The sequence below is a fragment of the Pseudomonas sp. NY15356 genome, from assembly GCF_048068175.1.
Taxonomy (GTDB): domain Bacteria; phylum Pseudomonadota; class Gammaproteobacteria; order Pseudomonadales; family Pseudomonadaceae; genus Aquipseudomonas; species Aquipseudomonas putida_K.
The window spans coordinates 521,307-538,478 of record NZ_JBLUPW010000001.1; the positions used below are offsets into that span (position 1 = coordinate 521,307).

At 64.7% G+C, this 17,172-nt stretch carries 15 protein-coding genes and 1 tRNA gene; 5 read left to right on the plus strand and 11 right to left on the minus strand.

Annotation, left to right across the window (positions count from 1 at the left end; all coding sequences use genetic code 11):
• Positions 1–18 precede the first annotated feature (18 nt).
• Positions 19–1,203, plus strand: coding sequence for a delta-9 fatty acid desaturase DesA (desA, locus tag ACNFCI_RS02365; protein ID WP_324816404.1), 1,185 nt, complete (start codon positions 19–21; stop codon positions 1,201–1,203).
• Positions 1,204–1,302: 99 nt separating this feature from the next.
• Entirely contained in the window at positions 1,303–2,334 is a 1,032-nt protein-coding gene (locus ACNFCI_RS02370; RefSeq protein ID WP_084854281.1) for a GGDEF domain-containing protein, read from the plus strand.
• Positions 2,335–2,345: 11 nt separating this feature from the next.
• On the opposite strand, the gene ACNFCI_RS02375 is transcribed toward ACNFCI_RS02370, so the two are convergent.
• From ACNFCI_RS02375 to ACNFCI_RS02425, 11 genes are all read right to left on the minus strand, one after another.
• The gene (locus tag ACNFCI_RS02375) at positions 2,346–3,557 is read right to left on the minus strand and encodes an HDOD domain-containing protein (RefSeq protein ID WP_368828763.1); all 1,212 of its coding nucleotides are present in this window, start codon (positions 3,555–3,557) and stop codon (positions 2,346–2,348) included.
• A 138-nt stretch (positions 3,558–3,695) separates the two neighbouring features.
• Positions 3,696–4,973 carry a 4-aminobutyrate--2-oxoglutarate transaminase gene (gene gabT / locus ACNFCI_RS02380; protein ID WP_084853622.1) on the minus strand — a complete coding sequence of 426 codons (1,278 nt, stop codon included), beginning with the start codon at positions 4,971–4,973 and terminating at the stop codon, positions 3,696–3,698.
• A 181-nt stretch (positions 4,974–5,154) separates the two neighbouring features.
• Complete coding sequence (gene gabD / locus ACNFCI_RS02385; protein WP_368828762.1) at positions 5,155–6,597, minus strand: NADP-dependent succinate-semialdehyde dehydrogenase; 1,443 nt, start codon at positions 6,595–6,597, stop codon at positions 5,155–5,157.
• Between the two features lie 368 nt (positions 6,598–6,965).
• On the minus strand, positions 6,966–7,241 hold the full coding sequence (locus ACNFCI_RS02390; protein ID WP_084853618.1) for a DUF971 domain-containing protein: 276 nt from the start codon (positions 7,239–7,241) through the stop codon (positions 6,966–6,968).
• Positions 7,241–8,206, minus strand: a complete 966-nt coding sequence (locus tag ACNFCI_RS02395) for a HEAT repeat domain-containing protein (protein WP_084853616.1) — start codon at positions 8,204–8,206, stop codon at positions 7,241–7,243. Before ACNFCI_RS02395 ends, ACNFCI_RS02390 begins: the two co-directional genes overlap by 1 nt.
• A complete protein-coding gene (locus ACNFCI_RS02400) occupies positions 8,203–9,060 on the minus strand; it encodes an ABC transporter ATP-binding protein (protein ID WP_368828761.1) in 858 nt (285 codons plus the stop codon). The genes ACNFCI_RS02395 and ACNFCI_RS02400 overlap by 4 nt, the downstream gene beginning before the upstream one ends.
• A complete protein-coding gene (locus ACNFCI_RS02405; protein ID WP_368828760.1) occupies positions 9,060–9,842 on the minus strand; it encodes an ABC transporter permease in 783 nt (260 codons plus the stop codon). Before ACNFCI_RS02405 ends, ACNFCI_RS02400 begins: the two co-directional genes overlap by 1 nt.
• A gap of 15 nt (positions 9,843–9,857) precedes the next feature.
• Positions 9,858–11,264, minus strand: a complete 1,407-nt coding sequence (locus ACNFCI_RS02410; RefSeq protein WP_368828759.1) for an ABC transporter substrate-binding protein — start codon at positions 11,262–11,264, stop codon at positions 9,858–9,860.
• 123 nt (positions 11,265–11,387) lie between these two features.
• Positions 11,388–11,633, minus strand: coding sequence for a 4Fe-4S dicluster domain-containing protein (locus tag ACNFCI_RS02415; RefSeq protein ID WP_043208219.1), 246 nt, complete (start codon positions 11,631–11,633; stop codon positions 11,388–11,390).
• A 152-nt stretch (positions 11,634–11,785) separates the two neighbouring features.
• Entirely contained in the window at positions 11,786–13,510 is a 1,725-nt protein-coding gene (locus tag ACNFCI_RS02420; protein ID WP_368828758.1) for a fumarate reductase/succinate dehydrogenase flavoprotein subunit, read from the minus strand.
• Positions 13,507–14,256: a GntR family transcriptional regulator gene (locus ACNFCI_RS02425; protein ID WP_224457359.1), complete on the minus strand. Its 750-nt coding sequence runs from the start codon at positions 14,254–14,256 to the stop codon at positions 13,507–13,509. Before ACNFCI_RS02425 ends, ACNFCI_RS02420 begins: the two co-directional genes overlap by 4 nt.
• A 243-nt stretch (positions 14,257–14,499) precedes the next feature.
• Here ACNFCI_RS02425 and ACNFCI_RS02430 point away from each other — a divergent pair.
• The 3 genes from ACNFCI_RS02430 to ACNFCI_RS02440 all read left to right on the plus strand — a co-directional run bounded on the left by ACNFCI_RS02430 (position 14,500) and on the right by ACNFCI_RS02440 (position 17,166).
• A tRNA-Arg gene (locus ACNFCI_RS02430) sits at positions 14,500–14,576 on the plus strand.
• Positions 14,577–14,735: 159 nt separating this feature from the next.
• The gene (locus tag ACNFCI_RS02435) at positions 14,736–16,469 is read left to right on the plus strand and encodes a dipeptidase (RefSeq protein ID WP_368828757.1); all 1,734 of its coding nucleotides are present in this window, start codon (positions 14,736–14,738) and stop codon (positions 16,467–16,469) included.
• A 259-nt stretch (positions 16,470–16,728) separates the two neighbouring features.
• Positions 16,729–17,166, plus strand: coding sequence for a CBS domain-containing protein (locus ACNFCI_RS02440; RefSeq protein ID WP_084855411.1), 438 nt, complete (start codon positions 16,729–16,731; stop codon positions 17,164–17,166).
• Positions 17,167–17,172 lie beyond the last annotated feature (6 nt).

Here is a 17,172-nt window from a genome sequence, read left to right on the forward strand (position 1 = left end):
TCGAGGGTTTCTACACCTATGTGGTACTACGGTCTGCTCGACTTGTCGGCCTGGCAACTGGTCGGCGTCACTCTGCTGATGACCCACGTGACGATCATCAGCGTCACCCTTTACCTGCATCGCTATTCCGCCCACCGCGCGCTGGAGCTCAACGCCGGTCTCAAGCACTTCTTCCGCTTCTGGCTGTGGCTGACCACTGCGCAGAACACCCGTGAATGGACGGCCGTGCACCGCAAGCACCACGCCAAGTGCGAAACCCCCGACGACCCGCACAGCCCCGTGCACAAAGGCCTGGGTACGGTGCTACGCAAGGGCGCCGAGCTGTACCGCGAGGAGGCGCGCAACCCCGAGACCCTGCGCATCTACGGCAAGAACTGCCCGGACGACTGGGTCGAGCGCAACCTCTACTCGCGCTACAAGTTCGGTGGCATCGCGCTGATGGCAGCCATCGACCTGCTGCTGTTCGGCACCATCGGCATCACCATCTGGGCGATCCAGATGATGTGGATTCCGTTCTGGGCTGCCGGCGTGGTCAACGGCCTGGGCCACGCGCTGGGCTACCGCAACTTCGAATGCCGCGACGCCGCCACCAACCTGGTGCCCTGGGGCATCGTGATCGGTGGCGAGGAGCTGCACAACAACCACCACACCTACCCCAACTCGGCCAAGCTCTCGGTCAAGCGCTGGGAATTCGACATGGGCTGGATGTGGATCCGCCTGCTGTGCCTGCTGCGCCTGGCCAAGGTGCAGCGTGTGGCCCCCATCGCCCACCGGGTCGCAGGCAAGGCGCACCTGGACATGGACACCGCCATGGCGATCCTCAACAACCGTTTCCAGATCATGGCCCAGTACCGCAAGCTGGTCATCGCGCCTTTGGTCAAGCAGGAACTGGCGCGCGTCGACGCATCGGTGCGCCATCGTCTGCGCCACGCCAAACGCCTGCTGTCGCGTGAAACCAGCCTGCTGCAAGACCGTCATCACGTACGCATCGAGTCCATGCTCGCCCATAGCCAGGCACTCAAGACCATCTATGAGAAGCGCCTGGCCCTGCAGCAGATCTGGGCCCGCACCAGCGCCAACGGCCACGACATGCTGGCCGCCATGAAGGATTGGGTACACGAGGCCGAGGCCAGCGGCATCCACGCCCTGCGCGACTTCGCCGGCCAACTCAAGACCTATTCCCTGCGCCCTACCGGGGCCTGATCGCCGTTGATCGGCACGCCCTGCACCGGGGCGTGCCGCCCGGAACTTCGCCGCCTGTTCCCGACTCAAACCCGGCATATCGCCCGCGTGGCGGGCCGGATCGTGGCCGCACGCTTCAATGCCGAGAACCACTCCGTGCTCATGGCCAAAGACCTCACTCCAACCTTACCCGGCACTGCACCGCCGGAAACCGCCCAAACCCTGCTCGCCCTGCTCCATGCCCAGGGCGAGGTCGCCCGCCTGAGCGAACGCGAGCAGCTCTACAGTTCCCTGCTCGACAGCGTCAATGCCGTGCTCTGGGCCTTCGACTGGGAAACCCACCAGGTGCTCTATGTAAGCCCCGCCTACGAACGCATTTTCGGCCGCCCCGCCAGCTTGGTGCTGGCCGACTACAACGAGTGGCGCGACAGCATCTACCCCGATGATCTCGAATACGCCGAGCACAGCCTGGCCCAGGTGCTGCTCCATGGCGCGGTGGAAAACCGTGAGTACCGGATCATCAATGCGGCCGGCGAGATACGCTGGCTGAGCGACAAATGCTACGTCAACCAGCAGCGCGAGGCGGACCAGCGGGTGATCATCGTCGGCATCGCCGAGGACATCACCGAGAAGAAACAGCTCGAAGGCGAGCTGCAGCGCCTGGCCACCACCGATGTGCTGACCCAGAGCAGCAACCGCCGACACTTCTTCGAGTGCGCCCGGCAGGCATTGGAAACCGCCCGCGAGGAAGGCACGCCCCTGGCCTTCCTGTTGTTGGATATCGACGACTTCAAGCGCATCAATGACAGCTACGGCCACCAGGAAGGCGACCAGGTGCTGCAGCGCATCGCCGACAGCGGCCGCGCCGTACTACGCCGGGGTGATTTGTTCGGGCGTATCGGTGGCGAGGAATTCGCCGCCGTGTTTCCCGGTTGCACCGCCGAAATCGCCGAACAGATCGCCGACCGCCTGCAACGGGAGATCCAGCGCCAGCGTTTCAACCATGGGCCGGAAACCTATGGCGTCACGGTCAGCCAGGGCGTGACCGGGCTGACCGATGAAGACGACAACATCGACGCCCTGTTCGCCCGCGCCGATGCGGCCATGTACCAGGCCAAGCGCCAGGGCAAGAACCAGATCGTTCGGGCATAGATTCCTGACATTCAGCCCTCGACCTTGCGCAGCCGGCTCAACTCCGCCAACCCCAGCTTGAGCAATCGCGCCGTCTTGTTGCTGGCCACCTTCTCCAGCCCCTGCCCGGCCGGCAGCCGCGACAACTGACCGGCCAGGTTCATGGCCAGGATCTCCCGCGAATACACCCCGCCGCCCAGCTGGTAGATCGCCGCGATCAGTTCGCGCAGCCCCAACGGCAAACGCCAGCGCGTGCGCAGCGCCGAGCCGAAGGCGGCGCCGTATTCGCCGAGCGCTCGTTGCACCTGGCCCTCGTCCAGGTCGCCGCCGGCCAGGCGCCACTCCTGCAGGCAACGCAGCACCGCCAGATCACCCAAGCAATGCAGCAACCCTGCGCAATAGCACCGCTCTTCTTCCAGTTCCAGCAGGCGCGCCAGGCTGCGCGCATATTCGGCGGTGTGCAGCGAGAGGTCCCAGTAACGGGCCGCAGGGTCGGCCAGCATCGGGTCGCTCAGCCGCGCGCTGCGCTTGAGGGTCAGGCCCAGGATCAGGTTCATGCTCTGGGTACTGCCCAGCTTGCCCAAGGCCTGCAACAGGGTCTGCACCGGTACTTCACTGTGCAGGGCGGCGCTGTTGGCAGCAGCGATCAATACCGCGGTGATCTGCGGGTCGTTGCGCAGCTCCTGCTCGAGCAGCTTGAGGTCCAGCCCATGGGGATCGAGTGCACGTTTGATCGCCACCTGCACATCGGCGAACAGCGGGCCGCCATCGGCACTGACGCGGCGTTGCTCCAGGTAGGCCGCCAATGTGATCCCCGGCGGCAATGGGGCCACCGGGCAGGCGATCTGTTCGCCGACGTCCAGCAGCAGTTTCTCCAGGCGCTGACGCAGCGAGTCCAGGTCCAAGGGTTTGCTCAGGTAGGCCGTGGGGTGCAACGGCAGCACTTCATGCACGCTGGCGCTGTCGTTGCGTTCGCTCATCAGGATGAACGGCAGCGCGGGCTTGTGCCCCTTGGCCCGCACGTTGCGCAGCAGGTCGAGGCCATCGACACCGGCCAGCTCACGGGCGGCGATGATCAGGTCGGGCTTGCTCGCCAGCGCGGCCAGGGCCTCCGGGCCATCGGCGCAGACCTGCAGGCGTGCATCGCAACGCACGCTGAGCAGCATCTCGCGGAGCATGTCGCGCACCCAGGGATCGCCTTCGGCGATCAGGACACAAGGCGGGGTGGGGGTTGCAGCGCTCATCGGCGACTCCTGGCAATCCTTTACATGCGATCCGTCGCAGCATCCAAGCGAATCCATGGCACAACGATAGCGTTCCGCTCCGGTATTGGGCATAAAAAAAACCCGCCGAAGCGGGTTTTTTTCTGACGCCTGTCACATTCAGGCGAGCTCGGCGAAGCACTCTTCGATGATCGCCAGGCCCTTGTCCAGCAGCGCATCTTCCGCGGTCAGCGGAACCAGGATACGCAGGACGTTGCCGTAGGTGCCGCAAGACAGCAGGATCAGGCCCTTGTCACGCGCCTTGGCCACAACCTGGGCGACTGCGGCAGCGTTCGGGGTGTGGGTGCCTTTCTCGAAGACTTCCACAGCAATCATCGAGCCCAAGCCGCGGACATCACCGATGATCGGGTGCTTTTCCTGGATCTTGCGCAGGCCGGTGGTCAGGCGCTCGCCCACAGCCTTGCTGCGGTCCAGCAGTTTCTCTTCTTCGAACACCTTGATGACGGCCAGGGCCGCGGCGCACGCGATCGGCGAACCGGCGTAGGTGCCGCCCAGGCCGCCCGGGGCGATGGCGTCCATGTACTCGGCCTTGCCGCACACACCGGCCAGCGGGAAGCCGCCGGCGATGGACTTGGCGAAGGTGGTCAGGTCAGGCGCGACGCCCATCTGCTCCATGGCGAAGAAGGTGCCGGTACGGCCAGCACCGGTCTGGACTTCGTCGGCGATCAGCAGGATGCCGTGCTGGTCGCACAGGGCGCGCAGGCGCTTCATCAACTCTTTCGGCGCTGGCAGGAAGCCGCCTTCGCCTTGTACCGGCTCGAGAATGATGGCAGCGATGTCGCGTGGCTCGGCGTCGTTCTTGAAGATGCGCTCGACCGAGGCGATAGCGTCGTCAACGCTGATGCCGTGCAGTTCGCTCGGGAACAGGGCGCGGAAGATGCCGCCTGGCATCAGGCCCATGCCAGCGGAGTAAGGCACGACCTTGCCGGTCAGGCCCAGGGTCATCATGGTGCGGCCGTGGTAGCCGCCGGTGAAGGCGATCACGCCGGCACGGCCAGTGGCGGCACGGGCGATCTTCACGGCGTTCTCGACGGCTTCGGAACCGGTGGAGACCAGCAGGGTCTTCTTGGCGAAGTCGCCCGGGACCATCGAGTTGATCTTCTCGCACAGCTCTACGTAGGGCTCGTACGCCAGAACCTGGAAGCAGGTGTGGCTGACTTTGGTCAGCTGCTCTTGAACGGCGGCAACCACTTTCGGGTGCAGGTGGCCGGTGTTCAGTACTGCGATGCCGCCGGCGAAGTCGATCAGTTCGCGGCCTTCAACGTCGATCACGGTCGAGTTCTTCGCGGTGTCGACGAAGATCGGGTGGATCTGGCCAACGCCACGTGGGACGGCGTTGACACGGCGTTGCATCAAGGATTCGTTGGTCTTGCTCATAATGCCCTCATTCGCGCCGACTCAAGATGGCGCTGTTATTCGGGGGTGGCTGGATGCGACCACGCACAGTATTCGTTGATCGACTGTCGTGAACGCCCTGGCCACCAGGTACTACGGTGTCAAAAAGGCCAGCGAGACGTCGCTCTCGCGCCCCGCTGGCAGAGGGAAATTCAGTACGTGATCAGATGCTGATGCACAGGTACTTGATCTCGAGGTAGTCCTCGATGCCGTACTTGGAACCTTCGCGGCCCAGGCCCGAGGCCTTGATGCCACCGAACGGTGCCACTTCGTTGGAGATCAGGCCGGTGTTGATACCCACCATGCCATACTCCAGAGCCTCGGCGACACGGAACACACGGCTCATGTCACGGGCGTAGAAGTACGAAGCCAGGCCGAACTCGGTGTCGTTGGACATGGCGATGACTTCGGCTTCGTCTTTGAAGCGGAACAGCGGAGCCAGCGGGCCGAAGGTTTCTTCCTTGGCCACGGCAGCGCTCTTCGGTACGTCGACCAGGATGGTCGGCTCGAAGAAGTTGCCTTCGATCAGCTTGCCGCCGGACAGCACCTTGGCGCCCTTGGAGACTGCGTCTTCGATGTGCTCCTGGACCTTGGCGACAGCCTTGCCGTCGATCAGCGGACCTGTAGTGGTGCCTTCTTCCAGGCCGTTACCGATCTTCAGCTTGGCGACAGCGGCCTTGAGCTTATCGGCGAACGCGTCGTAGACGCCATCCTGAACGTAGATACGGTTGGCGCAGACGCAGGTCTGGCCGTTGTTGCGGTACTTGGAGATGATCGCGCCCTCGACCGCCTTGTCCAGGTCGGCGTCGTCGAACACGATGAACGGCGCGTTGCCGCCCAGCTCCAGGGAGACCTTCTTGATGTCCTTGGCGCATTCTTCCATCAGTTGGCGACCGATTTCGGTGGAGCCGGTGAAGGACAGCTTGCGCACCAGGGCGTTGCTGGTCAGCTCGCCGCCGACTTCGCCAGCGCTGCCGGTCACCACGCTCAGCACGCCAGCCGGGATGCCGGCACGGTTGGCCAGCTCGACCAGGGCCAGGGCGGAGTATGGGGTTTGGGAAGCAGGCTTGAGGACCATGGTGCAGCCAGCGGCCAGCGCCGGGCCGGCTTTACGGGTGATCATCGCGGCCGGGAAGTTCCACGGGGTGATGGCGGCGGTGACGCCGATCGGCTGCTTGATGACGATCAGGCGCTTGTCCGGCTGGTGGCCAGGGATCACGTCACCGTAGACGCGCTTGCCTTCTTCGGCGAACCACTCGATGAACGAGGCGGCGTAGGCGATCTCGCCCTTGGCTTCGGCCAGTGGCTTGCCCTGCTCGGTGGTCATCAGGCGGGCCAGGTCGTCCTGGTGCTCGATCATCAGCTCGAACCAGCGACGCAGCTTGCCAGCACGCTCTTTGGCGGTCAGTGCGCGCCAAGCCGGCAGGGCCTTGTCGGCAGCCTCGATGGCGCGGCGGGTTTCGGCGGCGCCCATCTTCGGCACGGAACCGATGACTTCACCGGTGGCCGGGTTGGTCACCTTGATGGTCTGACCGTTGTCCGCGTCCAGCCACTCACCGTTGATGAAGGCTTGCTGGCGGAACAACTGAGCGTCTTTGAGCTGCATGTCGGATTCCCTTGAAAGCACCGTGCACGGACGGGGCTGATTATTGATTGTTGAAAGGCACCTTGGGGGCGCCATCAGGAATTCTTGCACCAGGAGTGTTCAACGCCTGGGCATCGAGCGTTTGAAATCTCAAACGGAATGCTAAGCGGCTGCTGGGGTGTTGGACAATAGGCTGTTCGAAAAAAAGAACGAACGGTTGAACACCGGTGGCCACTCCTACCGCCGGCACGCCGGCTCCCACAGGTACGGCGGTGTCTCTGAAAACAGTGCAGGACAGGTGGGAGCCGGCTTGCCGGCGATGAGGCCAGTACAGGTTAGCCCAGTGTCATGAAGGAAGAATGGCGTAGGGACCGACGGCCGGCGCAGCCCTAGCCGAGGCTGCGCAGATAGCTCCATGGGTAAATGCCCCGGTCATGCCCGTCGCTGAAGACCAGTTGTACCCCATACCCTTGCAACGCGATACGCTCCACCCGCACACCTTCGCGTACCAGGGCGATCCCACCCCGCAATGCCGCCGCCCGGCACTGCGAACAGGGGCAGGCACCGCGCAGCCGCGCATGGCTGACCACCTGCAAGGTCTCGCCCCATTGCACCGCCAGTTCGCCTTGCCCACGCAAGTTGCGCACGGCGCTTGGCGCGTCCATCACACCGCTCCTTGCAACTGGGCCAAGGCAATGCGCACGGCCTTGCGCACCTCCGGGTCGGCATCGGCTTCGGCGGCCTGCAACGCAGGCAATGCCCGGGCCTGGCCCAGCTCGCCCAAGGCCAGGGCAGCCTCCTTGCGCAGGTTCGCGATGCCGTGGCCCAACAAGCTGGCCAGGGGCTCCAGCGCCGCGTCGTGGCGCAGCCGACCCAAGGCCCGGGCTGCGCGCAGGCGCACTTGCCAGTAAACGTCATCGAGCGCCTCGACCAAGGCCGGGCCCGCCTCGCCAAGGCCGACCTTGCCCAGCGTGGTGGCCGCCTCCTCGCGCACCTGCCAGGCCTCGTCGCGCAATGCCATGACCAGCGCCGGCAGCACACCCGCATCACGTGCCAGCCCCAGCGCACCGATCGCGGCGCGGCGCACCTCGGTGTCCATTTCCTCGGTCGCCAACCGGGCCAGGGCCGGCAAGGCAGGCGCATGTTTCAGCCAGCCGAGGATACCCACCGCCTCACGGCGTACGGCAGCCTCCGCGTCATCGAGCGCCCTCAAGGCAGGGGCCGCAGCCTCTTCCAGGCGCAGCTCGCGCAGCGCCCGCAGCGCGCTGGCGCGCACGAACCCATCGGCATGCTCGGCCCAGGGCAGGATGAGCAGGCCGGTCTCCAGGGACTTGAGCTCGCTCAGACTCTGGGCCGCCGCCTGGCGCACCGGCTCGGCAGTGTCGGCCAGAGCCGCGCACAGCGCCTGTACCACCTCGGGTGCTTCCCAGGCTTCAAGCAAACGCGCGGCCTCGGCGCGCACCTCAGGGTCGCTGTCCACCAGCAGGGCGTCGGTCAGCCAGGGCAGGCCGTCCGGGTCTTCCAGGTCGGCCAGTTCGATCAGGGCGATGCGCCGCACCCCCGCGTCGGTGTCAGCCAGGCGGGGCAGCAGTTGGTGGATGTCGGGGTTGTCGGTGGTTCGTTCGGTCATAGGGCAATCCGCAGCGGTGGGTGGTCGGTGCCTGGCAAGCCCAAGGGCGTCAGGCGCGGCAGTTCGCGGCCTTCCTCGTGGCGTAGCAGTGCCAGGCAATGGCGCTTGAGGTGAGTGAACGCCGGGCTGGTCAGCAGGCTGGCGCGGCGTGGGCGTGGGAAGCTCAGGTGCAGGTCGTCGATGAAGCGGCCAGGGCGCGGGCTCATCACCAGGATGCGGTCGGCAAGGAACAGCGCCTCGTCGATGTCATGGGTAACGAACACCACGGTGGTACGGATGCCGCTCCAGATCTCCAGCAACAGCTCCTGCATGCGCGAACGGGTTTGGGCATCGAGGGCACCGAACGGTTCGTCCATCAGCAGCAGGCGTGGGCGGTTGATCAACACCCGGGCGATCTCGGCGCGTTGTTGCATGCCCCCTGAAAGCTGGCTCGGCCAACGGCCGGCGAAATCTTCCAGCCCGACCAGCCGGAGCATGTCTCGGGCGCGCGCCTGGCGTTCGGCCTTGCCAACGCCCTGCATCTTCAAGCCGAAGGCGACGTTGTCGAGCACGCTGCGCCAGGGCAGCAGGGTGTGGTGCTGGAACACCATGCCGCGCTGGGGTGAAGGGCCTTCGATGGCCAAGCCATCGACCTCCAGCTGCCCGCTGCTTGGGGCCAGGTGGCCGGCCAGGGCGCCTAGCAAGGTCGACTTGCCGCAGCCGGACGGGCCGAGAATGCACACGAATTCCCCCGGGGCGATAGAGAAATCCAGGGCCTCCACCGCCTCGAAGGCATCCCGCCCCTGACCGAGGCGAATCGACACGCCGCGTGCCTCGATGCGCCCGGGTTCCGGCGCCTGTCGGTAGCCGTTCATCAGGCTGCCCTCCGTGTACGGTACCAGGGCGTGGCGAACGCCCCGAGGCACCTGACCAGGCTGCTGCTGCCCATCCCCAATACGCCGATCAACAGCATGCCCACGATGATGTCCGGGTAGTTCTGCAGGGTGTAGGACTCCCAGGTGTAGTAACCGATACCGAATTGCCCCGAAATCATCTCGGCGGTGACCAGGCAGAACCACGAGGTGCCCATGCCAATGGCCAGGCCCGTGATGATGCTGGGCAAGGCCCCTGGCAACACCACTTCACGCAAGATCGACCAGCGCCCGGCCCCCAGGCTGCGCGCCGAAGCAACCAGGCGCGGGTCGATCGCCTCGACGCCATGCACGGTATTGAGCAGGATCGGAAACAGCGCACCGGTGAAGGTGATGAATACCATCGACAGCTCCGACGAAGGAAACATCAGAATCGCCAACGGAATCCAGGCCACCGCCGGAATCGGGCGCAGCACCTCCAGTGGCGGCAGCAGCGTAGCCTCGGCCCATTTCGAGCGACCGACCAGCAACCCCAGCGCCACGCCCAGCACGGCGGCGACCAGGTAACCGGTGAATACCCGTGTCAGGCTGCTGCCCAGGTGCGCCAGCAGGGCGTTGGAGGCCAGCAATTGCCAGGCGGCAGCAAGCACGGCCTCCGGTGTAGGCACGTAGGTGAAGGTGACCAGGCCCAGGTCCAGCTTGTGGCGAGCGGCCAGCTGCCAGAACAGCAGGCAGGCCAGCAGCGAGGCCAGGCGCAGCGGCCAGCGCGTGAGATCGCGGGTCATCAGGGCATCTCCGGATCAGCGCTGGGCGAGCAGCTTGCGGTTGGCATTGGCGAAGTCCAGCGCTTCGCCGCCGTGGGCCTTGGCGTACTGCTCGGCCTGGTCCTTGAGCAGGAAGGCAGCCAGCTCACCCTTGGCATTGCGCACGAACCAGGCTTGGTTTGCCAGCAGCTTGATGCCACTGTCGGCGGCCTGGGCATAGATGGCACGGATGTCCTTGCCCTCCTGCTCCAACTGCGCCAAGGCGCCAAGCGCGGCTTGTGGGGAGGCGTAGTGACGAACCTTGTCCTCGCCTCGCACCCAGATCTGCGCCAGCCGGGTGAAGTCGGTGATCGGCTGGCCCGTCAGCGCATCGTTGGCCTGGAGCGGCAATGGGGCGTAGTTGGCCAGGGCCTTGTCGTAGTCCAGGCCGGCCTGCTTGAAGGCGGCGCGGATGTACTGGTCGTCGATGAACTGGGCGGTATCCAGGCCACGGTCGGTCTTCTTCAGCAGCTTGAGGGTCTCGATGGACGTGGCTACGGCCTTGCGGTATTCAGGCTTCCAGCTCAGGTCGCGCGTCTGCAGGCCGAGCGGGCCATGGAACAGGTAGTTGACCTCGGCCTCGATGCCGGTGACTTTTTCGATCAGCTCGCTGTACTTCTCAGGCTCGGCAGCGATCAGGCGGTCGGCCTCGAGGCTGGCGCGCAGGTAGGCGGTGACCACCTCGGGGTAGCGGCTGGCATAGTCGGCATCGACCAGGGCGCCGTGGAAGGTCGGCGCACTGGCCTGGGCGCCGTCATAGATCTTGCGGGCGAAGCCGCGGTTGGGGAACAGCTCGGCGAAAGGCACGAAATCGGCGTGGGCCTCGATGCGGTTGCTGCGCAGGGCGGAACCTGCAATTTCTGGCGCCTGGGCGATGATCCGCACGTCCTTCTGTGGGTCCCACCCCTGGGCGGCGACCGCGCGCAGCAACATGCCATGGGCGGTGGAGGCGAACGGCACGGAGATGGTCTTACCCTTGAGTTCGGCCAACGACTGCACGTTCGACGCCGCCGGCACCACGATGCCGTTGCCGCTGCCCTGTACGCTGCCGGACAACACGCTGATGAACAGGCTGCGCTTGCCCGCATCCAGGTGCGCGACCCCGTTGAACGAGCCGGGGAAGTCGGCCATGGCGCCGAAGTCGAGCTTGCCGGCGACCATCTCGTTGGTCAGCGGCGCGCCGCTGGTGAAGTTCTTCCATTCGACCTGGTAGGTCGCGTCCTTGTACTTGCCGTCATGGGGCAGGTACTTCTCCAGAAGGCCCAGTTCACGGATCAGCAGGCCGCCGGTGGCGCAATTGATGGTGGTGTCCTGGGTGCCGATCGCGACACGGATGGTTTCGGCGTTGGCGTTCAGGCCAAGGGTTGCCAGCACGAGGCCGGCCACGGTTGCTGCAAGGCGCATGATGTTTCCCCTCGAATCGTTCTTGAGTGTTGGCATCGTCTCCGCCACCTGGCGCGGTGGTGGGAAACGAGGGGGCATTTCCAATGGCGTCCGGCGGCGGGCCGGATGGCGGGTTGCATGGTGTCAACGCAGCAGGTAGGGGATATCCACCTTCACTGCGCCTGTCGGACAGTCTTTCTCGCACGGCATGCAGTACCAGCATTCGTCGAAGGCCATGTAGGCCTTCTGGGTGGCTGGGTTGATCGCCAGCAGGTCCATGGGGCAGACCTCGACGCAGACGGTGCAGCCTTTTTCCGCGATGCACTTGTCTTCGTCGATGGTGACCGGGGCGTTGCTGCGAAAGAAGATTTCTTGGGGTTGGTAGGCCATCTCAGGGCTCCTTGAAGCCTGTGGTTCGCATGGTTGGTTGTCGAAAGGCTACCGGCCCAATCGCGGGGCAAGCCCGCTCCTACAGGTGTCTCCTGGGTGAGCCCGCCTGTGGGACCGGCCTGACCCGCGATTGGACCGCACAGCGGCCCCATTCACGCGGCGTCGGCCTTCACTCGCAGCCGGTCGTATGCGCTCTGTTCCTGGGCATCCAGGGGAATCAGGTACGGTTCCACCGGTTTCTTGAAACTGGTCATCCGCCCGGCCTCGTCCTTCTTCAGATGGCAATGGCAGAACCACTCGCCATCGTTGCGCTCGGGGAAGTCGACCCGGTGGTGATACAACCCCCACCGGCTCTCCTCGCGGAACAGCGAGGCCCGCGCGGCCATTTCGGCGCAGTCGCGGATCACGCTCACCTCCATGGCGCGCATCAGCTCATGGGGGTTATTGGCCTTCATCTGCGATAGGTCCCGTTCGATCTCGGCGAAGCGCGCCAGGCCGATTTCCATCTTCTTGGTCACTTTCGGCGGCTGCAGGTAGTCGTTGACCATGCGCCGCAGCTTGTACTCCACCTGGGCCGGCGGCAGGCCGTGCTCACGCCGCAGCGGGGCGAACACCCGCTCGCGCTCGCGCTCGACCTGGGCCGGGTCCACCTCGGCCAGTGCGCGCCCGGCCACGTAGCGGGCAGCGTTGACCCCGGCGAACCAGCCATAGGTGAACGCGCCCAGCATGTAGTTGTGCGGTACCGCCGCCATGTCGCCGGCTGCATACAGGCCTTGCACACTGGTCTCGGCCTTCTCGTTGACCCACACCCCCGAGGCCGAGTGCCCGGAACAGAAACCGATCTCGGAGATGTGCATCTCCACCATGTGCTGGCGATAGTCGGTGCCGCGCCCGGCATGGAACTGGCCACGGCTGGGGCGTTCATTGCTATGCAAGATCTGCTCGATGTCCTGGATGGTTTCCTCGGCCAGGTGGTCGAGCTTGAGAAACACCGGGCCGTTGCCGCCCTCCAGCTCCTGGTGGAACTCCCACATCATCTGCCCGCTCCAGTAGTCGCACTCGATGAAGCGCTCACCCTTGCCATTGGCCGTGTAGCCGCCCAAGGGGCCGGTGACATAGGCGCAGGCCGGGCCGTTGTAGTCCTTGATCAGTGGGTTGATCTGGAAGCACTCCAGGTTCGCCAGCTCCGCCCCGGCGTGGTAGGCCATGGCATAACCGTCGCCAGCATTGGTCGGGTTCTCGTAGGTGCCCATCAGGTAGCCCGACGATGGCAAGCCCAGGCGCCCGGCCGCGCCACAGGCGAGGATCACCGCCTTGGCGCGGATCACCTGAAATTCGCCGCTGCGGCAGTCGAAGCCCATCACCCCGGCCGCAGCGCCTTCAGCGTCCAGCAGCACGCGGGTGCAGACCACACGGTTGCTGATCTCGACCCGCGCGCGCTTGAGCTGGCGATAGAGCACCTTCTTGATGTCGTGACCCTCAGGCATGGGCAGCACATAGGCGCCCATGTGGTGGACCTTCTTCACCGCGTAGTCGCCGGTTTCGTCCTTCTCGAACTTCACACCCCAGCGGTCCAATTGCTCGAGGGTCTCGAAGCTGTGGGTGGCATAGGCATGCACGGCGGCCTGGTTGACGATGCCGTCGTTGGCCACGGTGATTTCCTTGGTGTACTGCTCCGGCGTGGCATGGCCGGGGACGATCGCATTGTTCAGGCCATCCATGCCCATGCTGATGGCACCGCTGCGCTTGACGTTGGCTTTTTCCAGCAGCAGCACGCGCAGGGTCTTGTCCTGCTCCTTGGCCTTGATCGCCGCCATGGGCCCTGCAGTGCCGCCGCCGATGACGATGATGTCGTAGTCGCGTGTGTCGAAGGTCATGCCTTGGCTCCTTTCTGGCGGTCGATGCGCAGGCGGTACTGGAAGGCATCGCCGCGGTAGTAGAGGTGTTCGAAGTCCAGCGGCGTGCCGTCGGCGGCGTGGGTCAGGCGCTCGATACGCATGATCGGCGAGCCCTCTTCGACCTCCAGCGCCTGGGTCAGGTCACGGTCGGCGAGCACCGCGTCGATGGCCAGGTCCGCATGGCCCAGCGGGATGCCGCAATCGTTCTCCAGCAGCAGGAAGATGTCGCAGGTGGCCAGGTCGGCTTTCTCCAGCTTCTCGCCTACGGCCTTGGGCAGCCAGGTCAGCTCCAGCGACACCGGCTCGCGGTTGATCAAGCGCACCCGGCGGATCTCGGTGACCAGGCTGCCCTCCTCCACCTGCAGCCGCGCCGCCACCAGCGCACTGGCCGGCACATGACGGAAACTGCGCAGCCGGTTGAGCACCTCGTAGCCCATCTGCGTCATGGACTCGGCCAGCCCTTGCAGGTGGGTCACGTTCTGGAATGCCTTGGGCTTGGCCACGAAGGTGCCCTTGCCGTGGATCTTGAAGATCAGCCCCTCCTTCTGCAGGTCGCCCAGGGCCTGGCGTACGGTGATACGGCTGACATCGAACGCCTTGCCCAGCTCGCTTTCCGACGGCATGCGGCTGTGGGGTGGGTAGGTGCCATCGAGGATGCGCTCGCGCAGCACTTCCTTGAGCTGGGTGTAGAGCGGTACCGGGGACAAGGGGAGCAGTTCGGCCATGGTTCTCTTCGCTGTAGGCTGACTTGTTATAACAAGTTGTGACGAGAGAATAGCAAGCATAAGAACGGCATGGGAAATACCGATATCGCATAACATTATGGCAGCGCTCATCGCGGGCTCGCTGAGCGCCCCTGGTGGGAGCGGGCTCGCCCCACGCTGGGGTCATCACCGTCTTGTGGCAAAAACAGCTACAGATCAAGGCGATGGACGCAACCCCCGGAGATGGGTATCATGCGCCCCGTTGCACTCGTAGCTCAGCTGGATAGAGTACTGCCCTCCGAAGGCAGGGGTCGTGGGTTCGAATCCCGCCGAGTGCGCCATACCTGAAGCCCTGGGAGATTTCCCGGGGCTTTTTCGTTTGTGCGTCAGTGCCATTGTGCCTCTCCCCTGAGGCAGGTCATTGGTGTTAGCGTGGGTGCCTTCCCGTTCCTACGGAGCGGGTTCCTCTTTCCATGATCTGCGAAGGACTGCGCTGACCCATGACCCTGAAAAAACTCACCACCGCCACGCTACTGCTCGCCAGCCTCGGGCTGTTCGCCGGCCAGGCCCAGGCCAACCTCACGCCACAGCAATCGGCCGCTATCCTCAAGGCCTACGACGGCAGCGACCCGGCTGGTTTCCGTCAGTTCCTCGGCAAGCTGGCAGACAGCGACCTGGCCAAGGCGGACAACCTCGCCGACACGGTACAGGCCTACCTGGGCAGCAAACCGCTGTCCGCCGACCAGCAGAATGAAATCAACCGCCTGCTCGGCCTCTACACCCGCATCAAGTACGGCAAGGCCGCCACCGAGACGCTGCGTGAACTGGTGGCCATCCCGACCTTCCAGGTCGAGGGCGTGCCGCAGCACGAGAACCCCGAGTTCCTCAAGATCGCCGACAAGATCAGGGCGCTGGCCGAGGGTTTCGGCCTGACCTTCCGCAACATCGACAACCGGGTCTACGAGATCTCCCTGGGTGACAACGACAAGGAAGTCGTCGGCATCCACGCCCATGCTGACGTGGTGCCGGTGAACCCGGCCAACTGGAAGCTCGAGGATGGCACGCGCCTGGACCCGTTCAAGGTCACCTTGGTCGGCGACCGCATGTATGGCCGCGGCACCGAGGACGACAAGAACGGTATCGTCGTGGCGCTGTACGCCTTGAAAGTGGCCAAGGACGAAAAGCTGCCGCTGGCCCGCCAGTTCAAGCTGCTGGTGGACACCACCGAGGAAACCACCGGCGAGGCCATCCCCTACTATTTCGCCCGCAACCCCAAGCCCAACTACAACCTGGCCCTGGATGGCGGCTACCCCGTGGTGATCGCGGAAAAAGGCTACGGCACCGTGATGGCCAGCTTCCGTCGACGCCCGGCCACCGGCAAGGGCGCGGAAGTCACCCAGCTGACAGGCGGGCTGGCCACCAACCAGATCCCCTCCACCTCGGTGGCGACCTTGCTCGGCGACAACCCAGCCGCACTGGCCGAGGGCCTGAAGAAAGCGGGCGATGAGTACGTCAAGCGTAACGGTGGAGACTTCACCATCGATGCCAAGGTAGCCGGCAAGGAGGTGATCCTGACCGTCACCGGCGTCTCGGCCCACTCCTCGGAGCCGGAGTCGGGGGTCAACCCGGTAGCGCGCATGCTCGACTTCCTCAATGGCCTGGGTGACCAGGTGCCGCTCAAGCACAACCACATCACCGACGCCGCCCGCTACGCGGCCGACAACTGGGGCCTGGACTATCTGGGCAAGAAGCTGGGCGTGGGCTTCGAGGATACATTCATGGGCCCGTTGACCGCCTCGCTGACCTACGTCGGCCTCGACCAAAAGGCCTTGAAACTCGCAGTCAACCTGCGCATCCCGAAAGGCAAGCCGATCGCCGCGATCAAGGACGACCTGGCTGACAAGCTGGGCACCTGGGCACGTGGCAGCCATACCTCGGTGGCCTTCGACTACAGCCTCGACGAGCCGATGTACCGCAACCCGGAAGGCGAGTGGGTCAAGGCGCTGCTCGACGTGGCCACCGAAAACCTCGGCTTGCCCCACGAGTTCGGCACCTCCGCCGGCGCGACGTCGGTGCATGACCTGCCCAACGGGGTGCAATTCGGCCTGGCCATGCCCAATGTGAAGTACACCGGGCACAACGACAACGAGTTCAAGACCGTGGAGCAGTTCATGCTCGATTTGCAGATCGTCAGCGAGATGGTCGCGCGGATCGGGCAGATGCCCAAGCTCTGAAGTGTTCCCTCCTGTAGGAGCGGGCTTGTCCCGCGATTGGGCCGGCCCGACCACGCGATTACATGGCAAGGGCTTCGCCCTTGATCGCGGGACAAGCCCACTCCTACAGAACCAGTGCAGCCCCAACAGACGATGCCGGGGTGACTGCCATGACGTTTTTCAATCGCGTCGATGCCGTTTCCTGCATTGCCGTGCAGGTCGGCATGCCGGATGCTTTAGTTAAATCGACCCATCGATTTTTCCACCTGCAGAGGCCCGTATGAAGAACGTCGAACAATTGCTCAAGACCAAGTCACAGCATCAGACCGTCTACACCATCGGCCCTGACGACTCGGTGCTCGACGCCCTCAAACTGCTGGCAGAAAAAAACATCGGCGCATTGCCGGTGGTAGAAGACAACCAGGTGGTGGGGATCGTCAGCGAACGCGACTACGCCCGCAAACTGGTGCTCAAGGGTCGCTCTTCGGCCGCCACCCCCGTGCGCGAGATCATGAGCGCGCCGGTGGTCACGGTCGAGCCCAAGCAGAACCTCGAGTACTGCATGAACCTGATGACCAACCGCCACCTGCGCCACCTGCCGGTAGTGAGCAATGGCGAGCTGCTCGGCCTGCTGTCGATCGGTGACCTGGTCAAGGAAACCATTGCCGAGCAAGCCAACCTGATCCTGCAGTTGGAGCAGTACATTCGCGGTGAATAAGCGGAT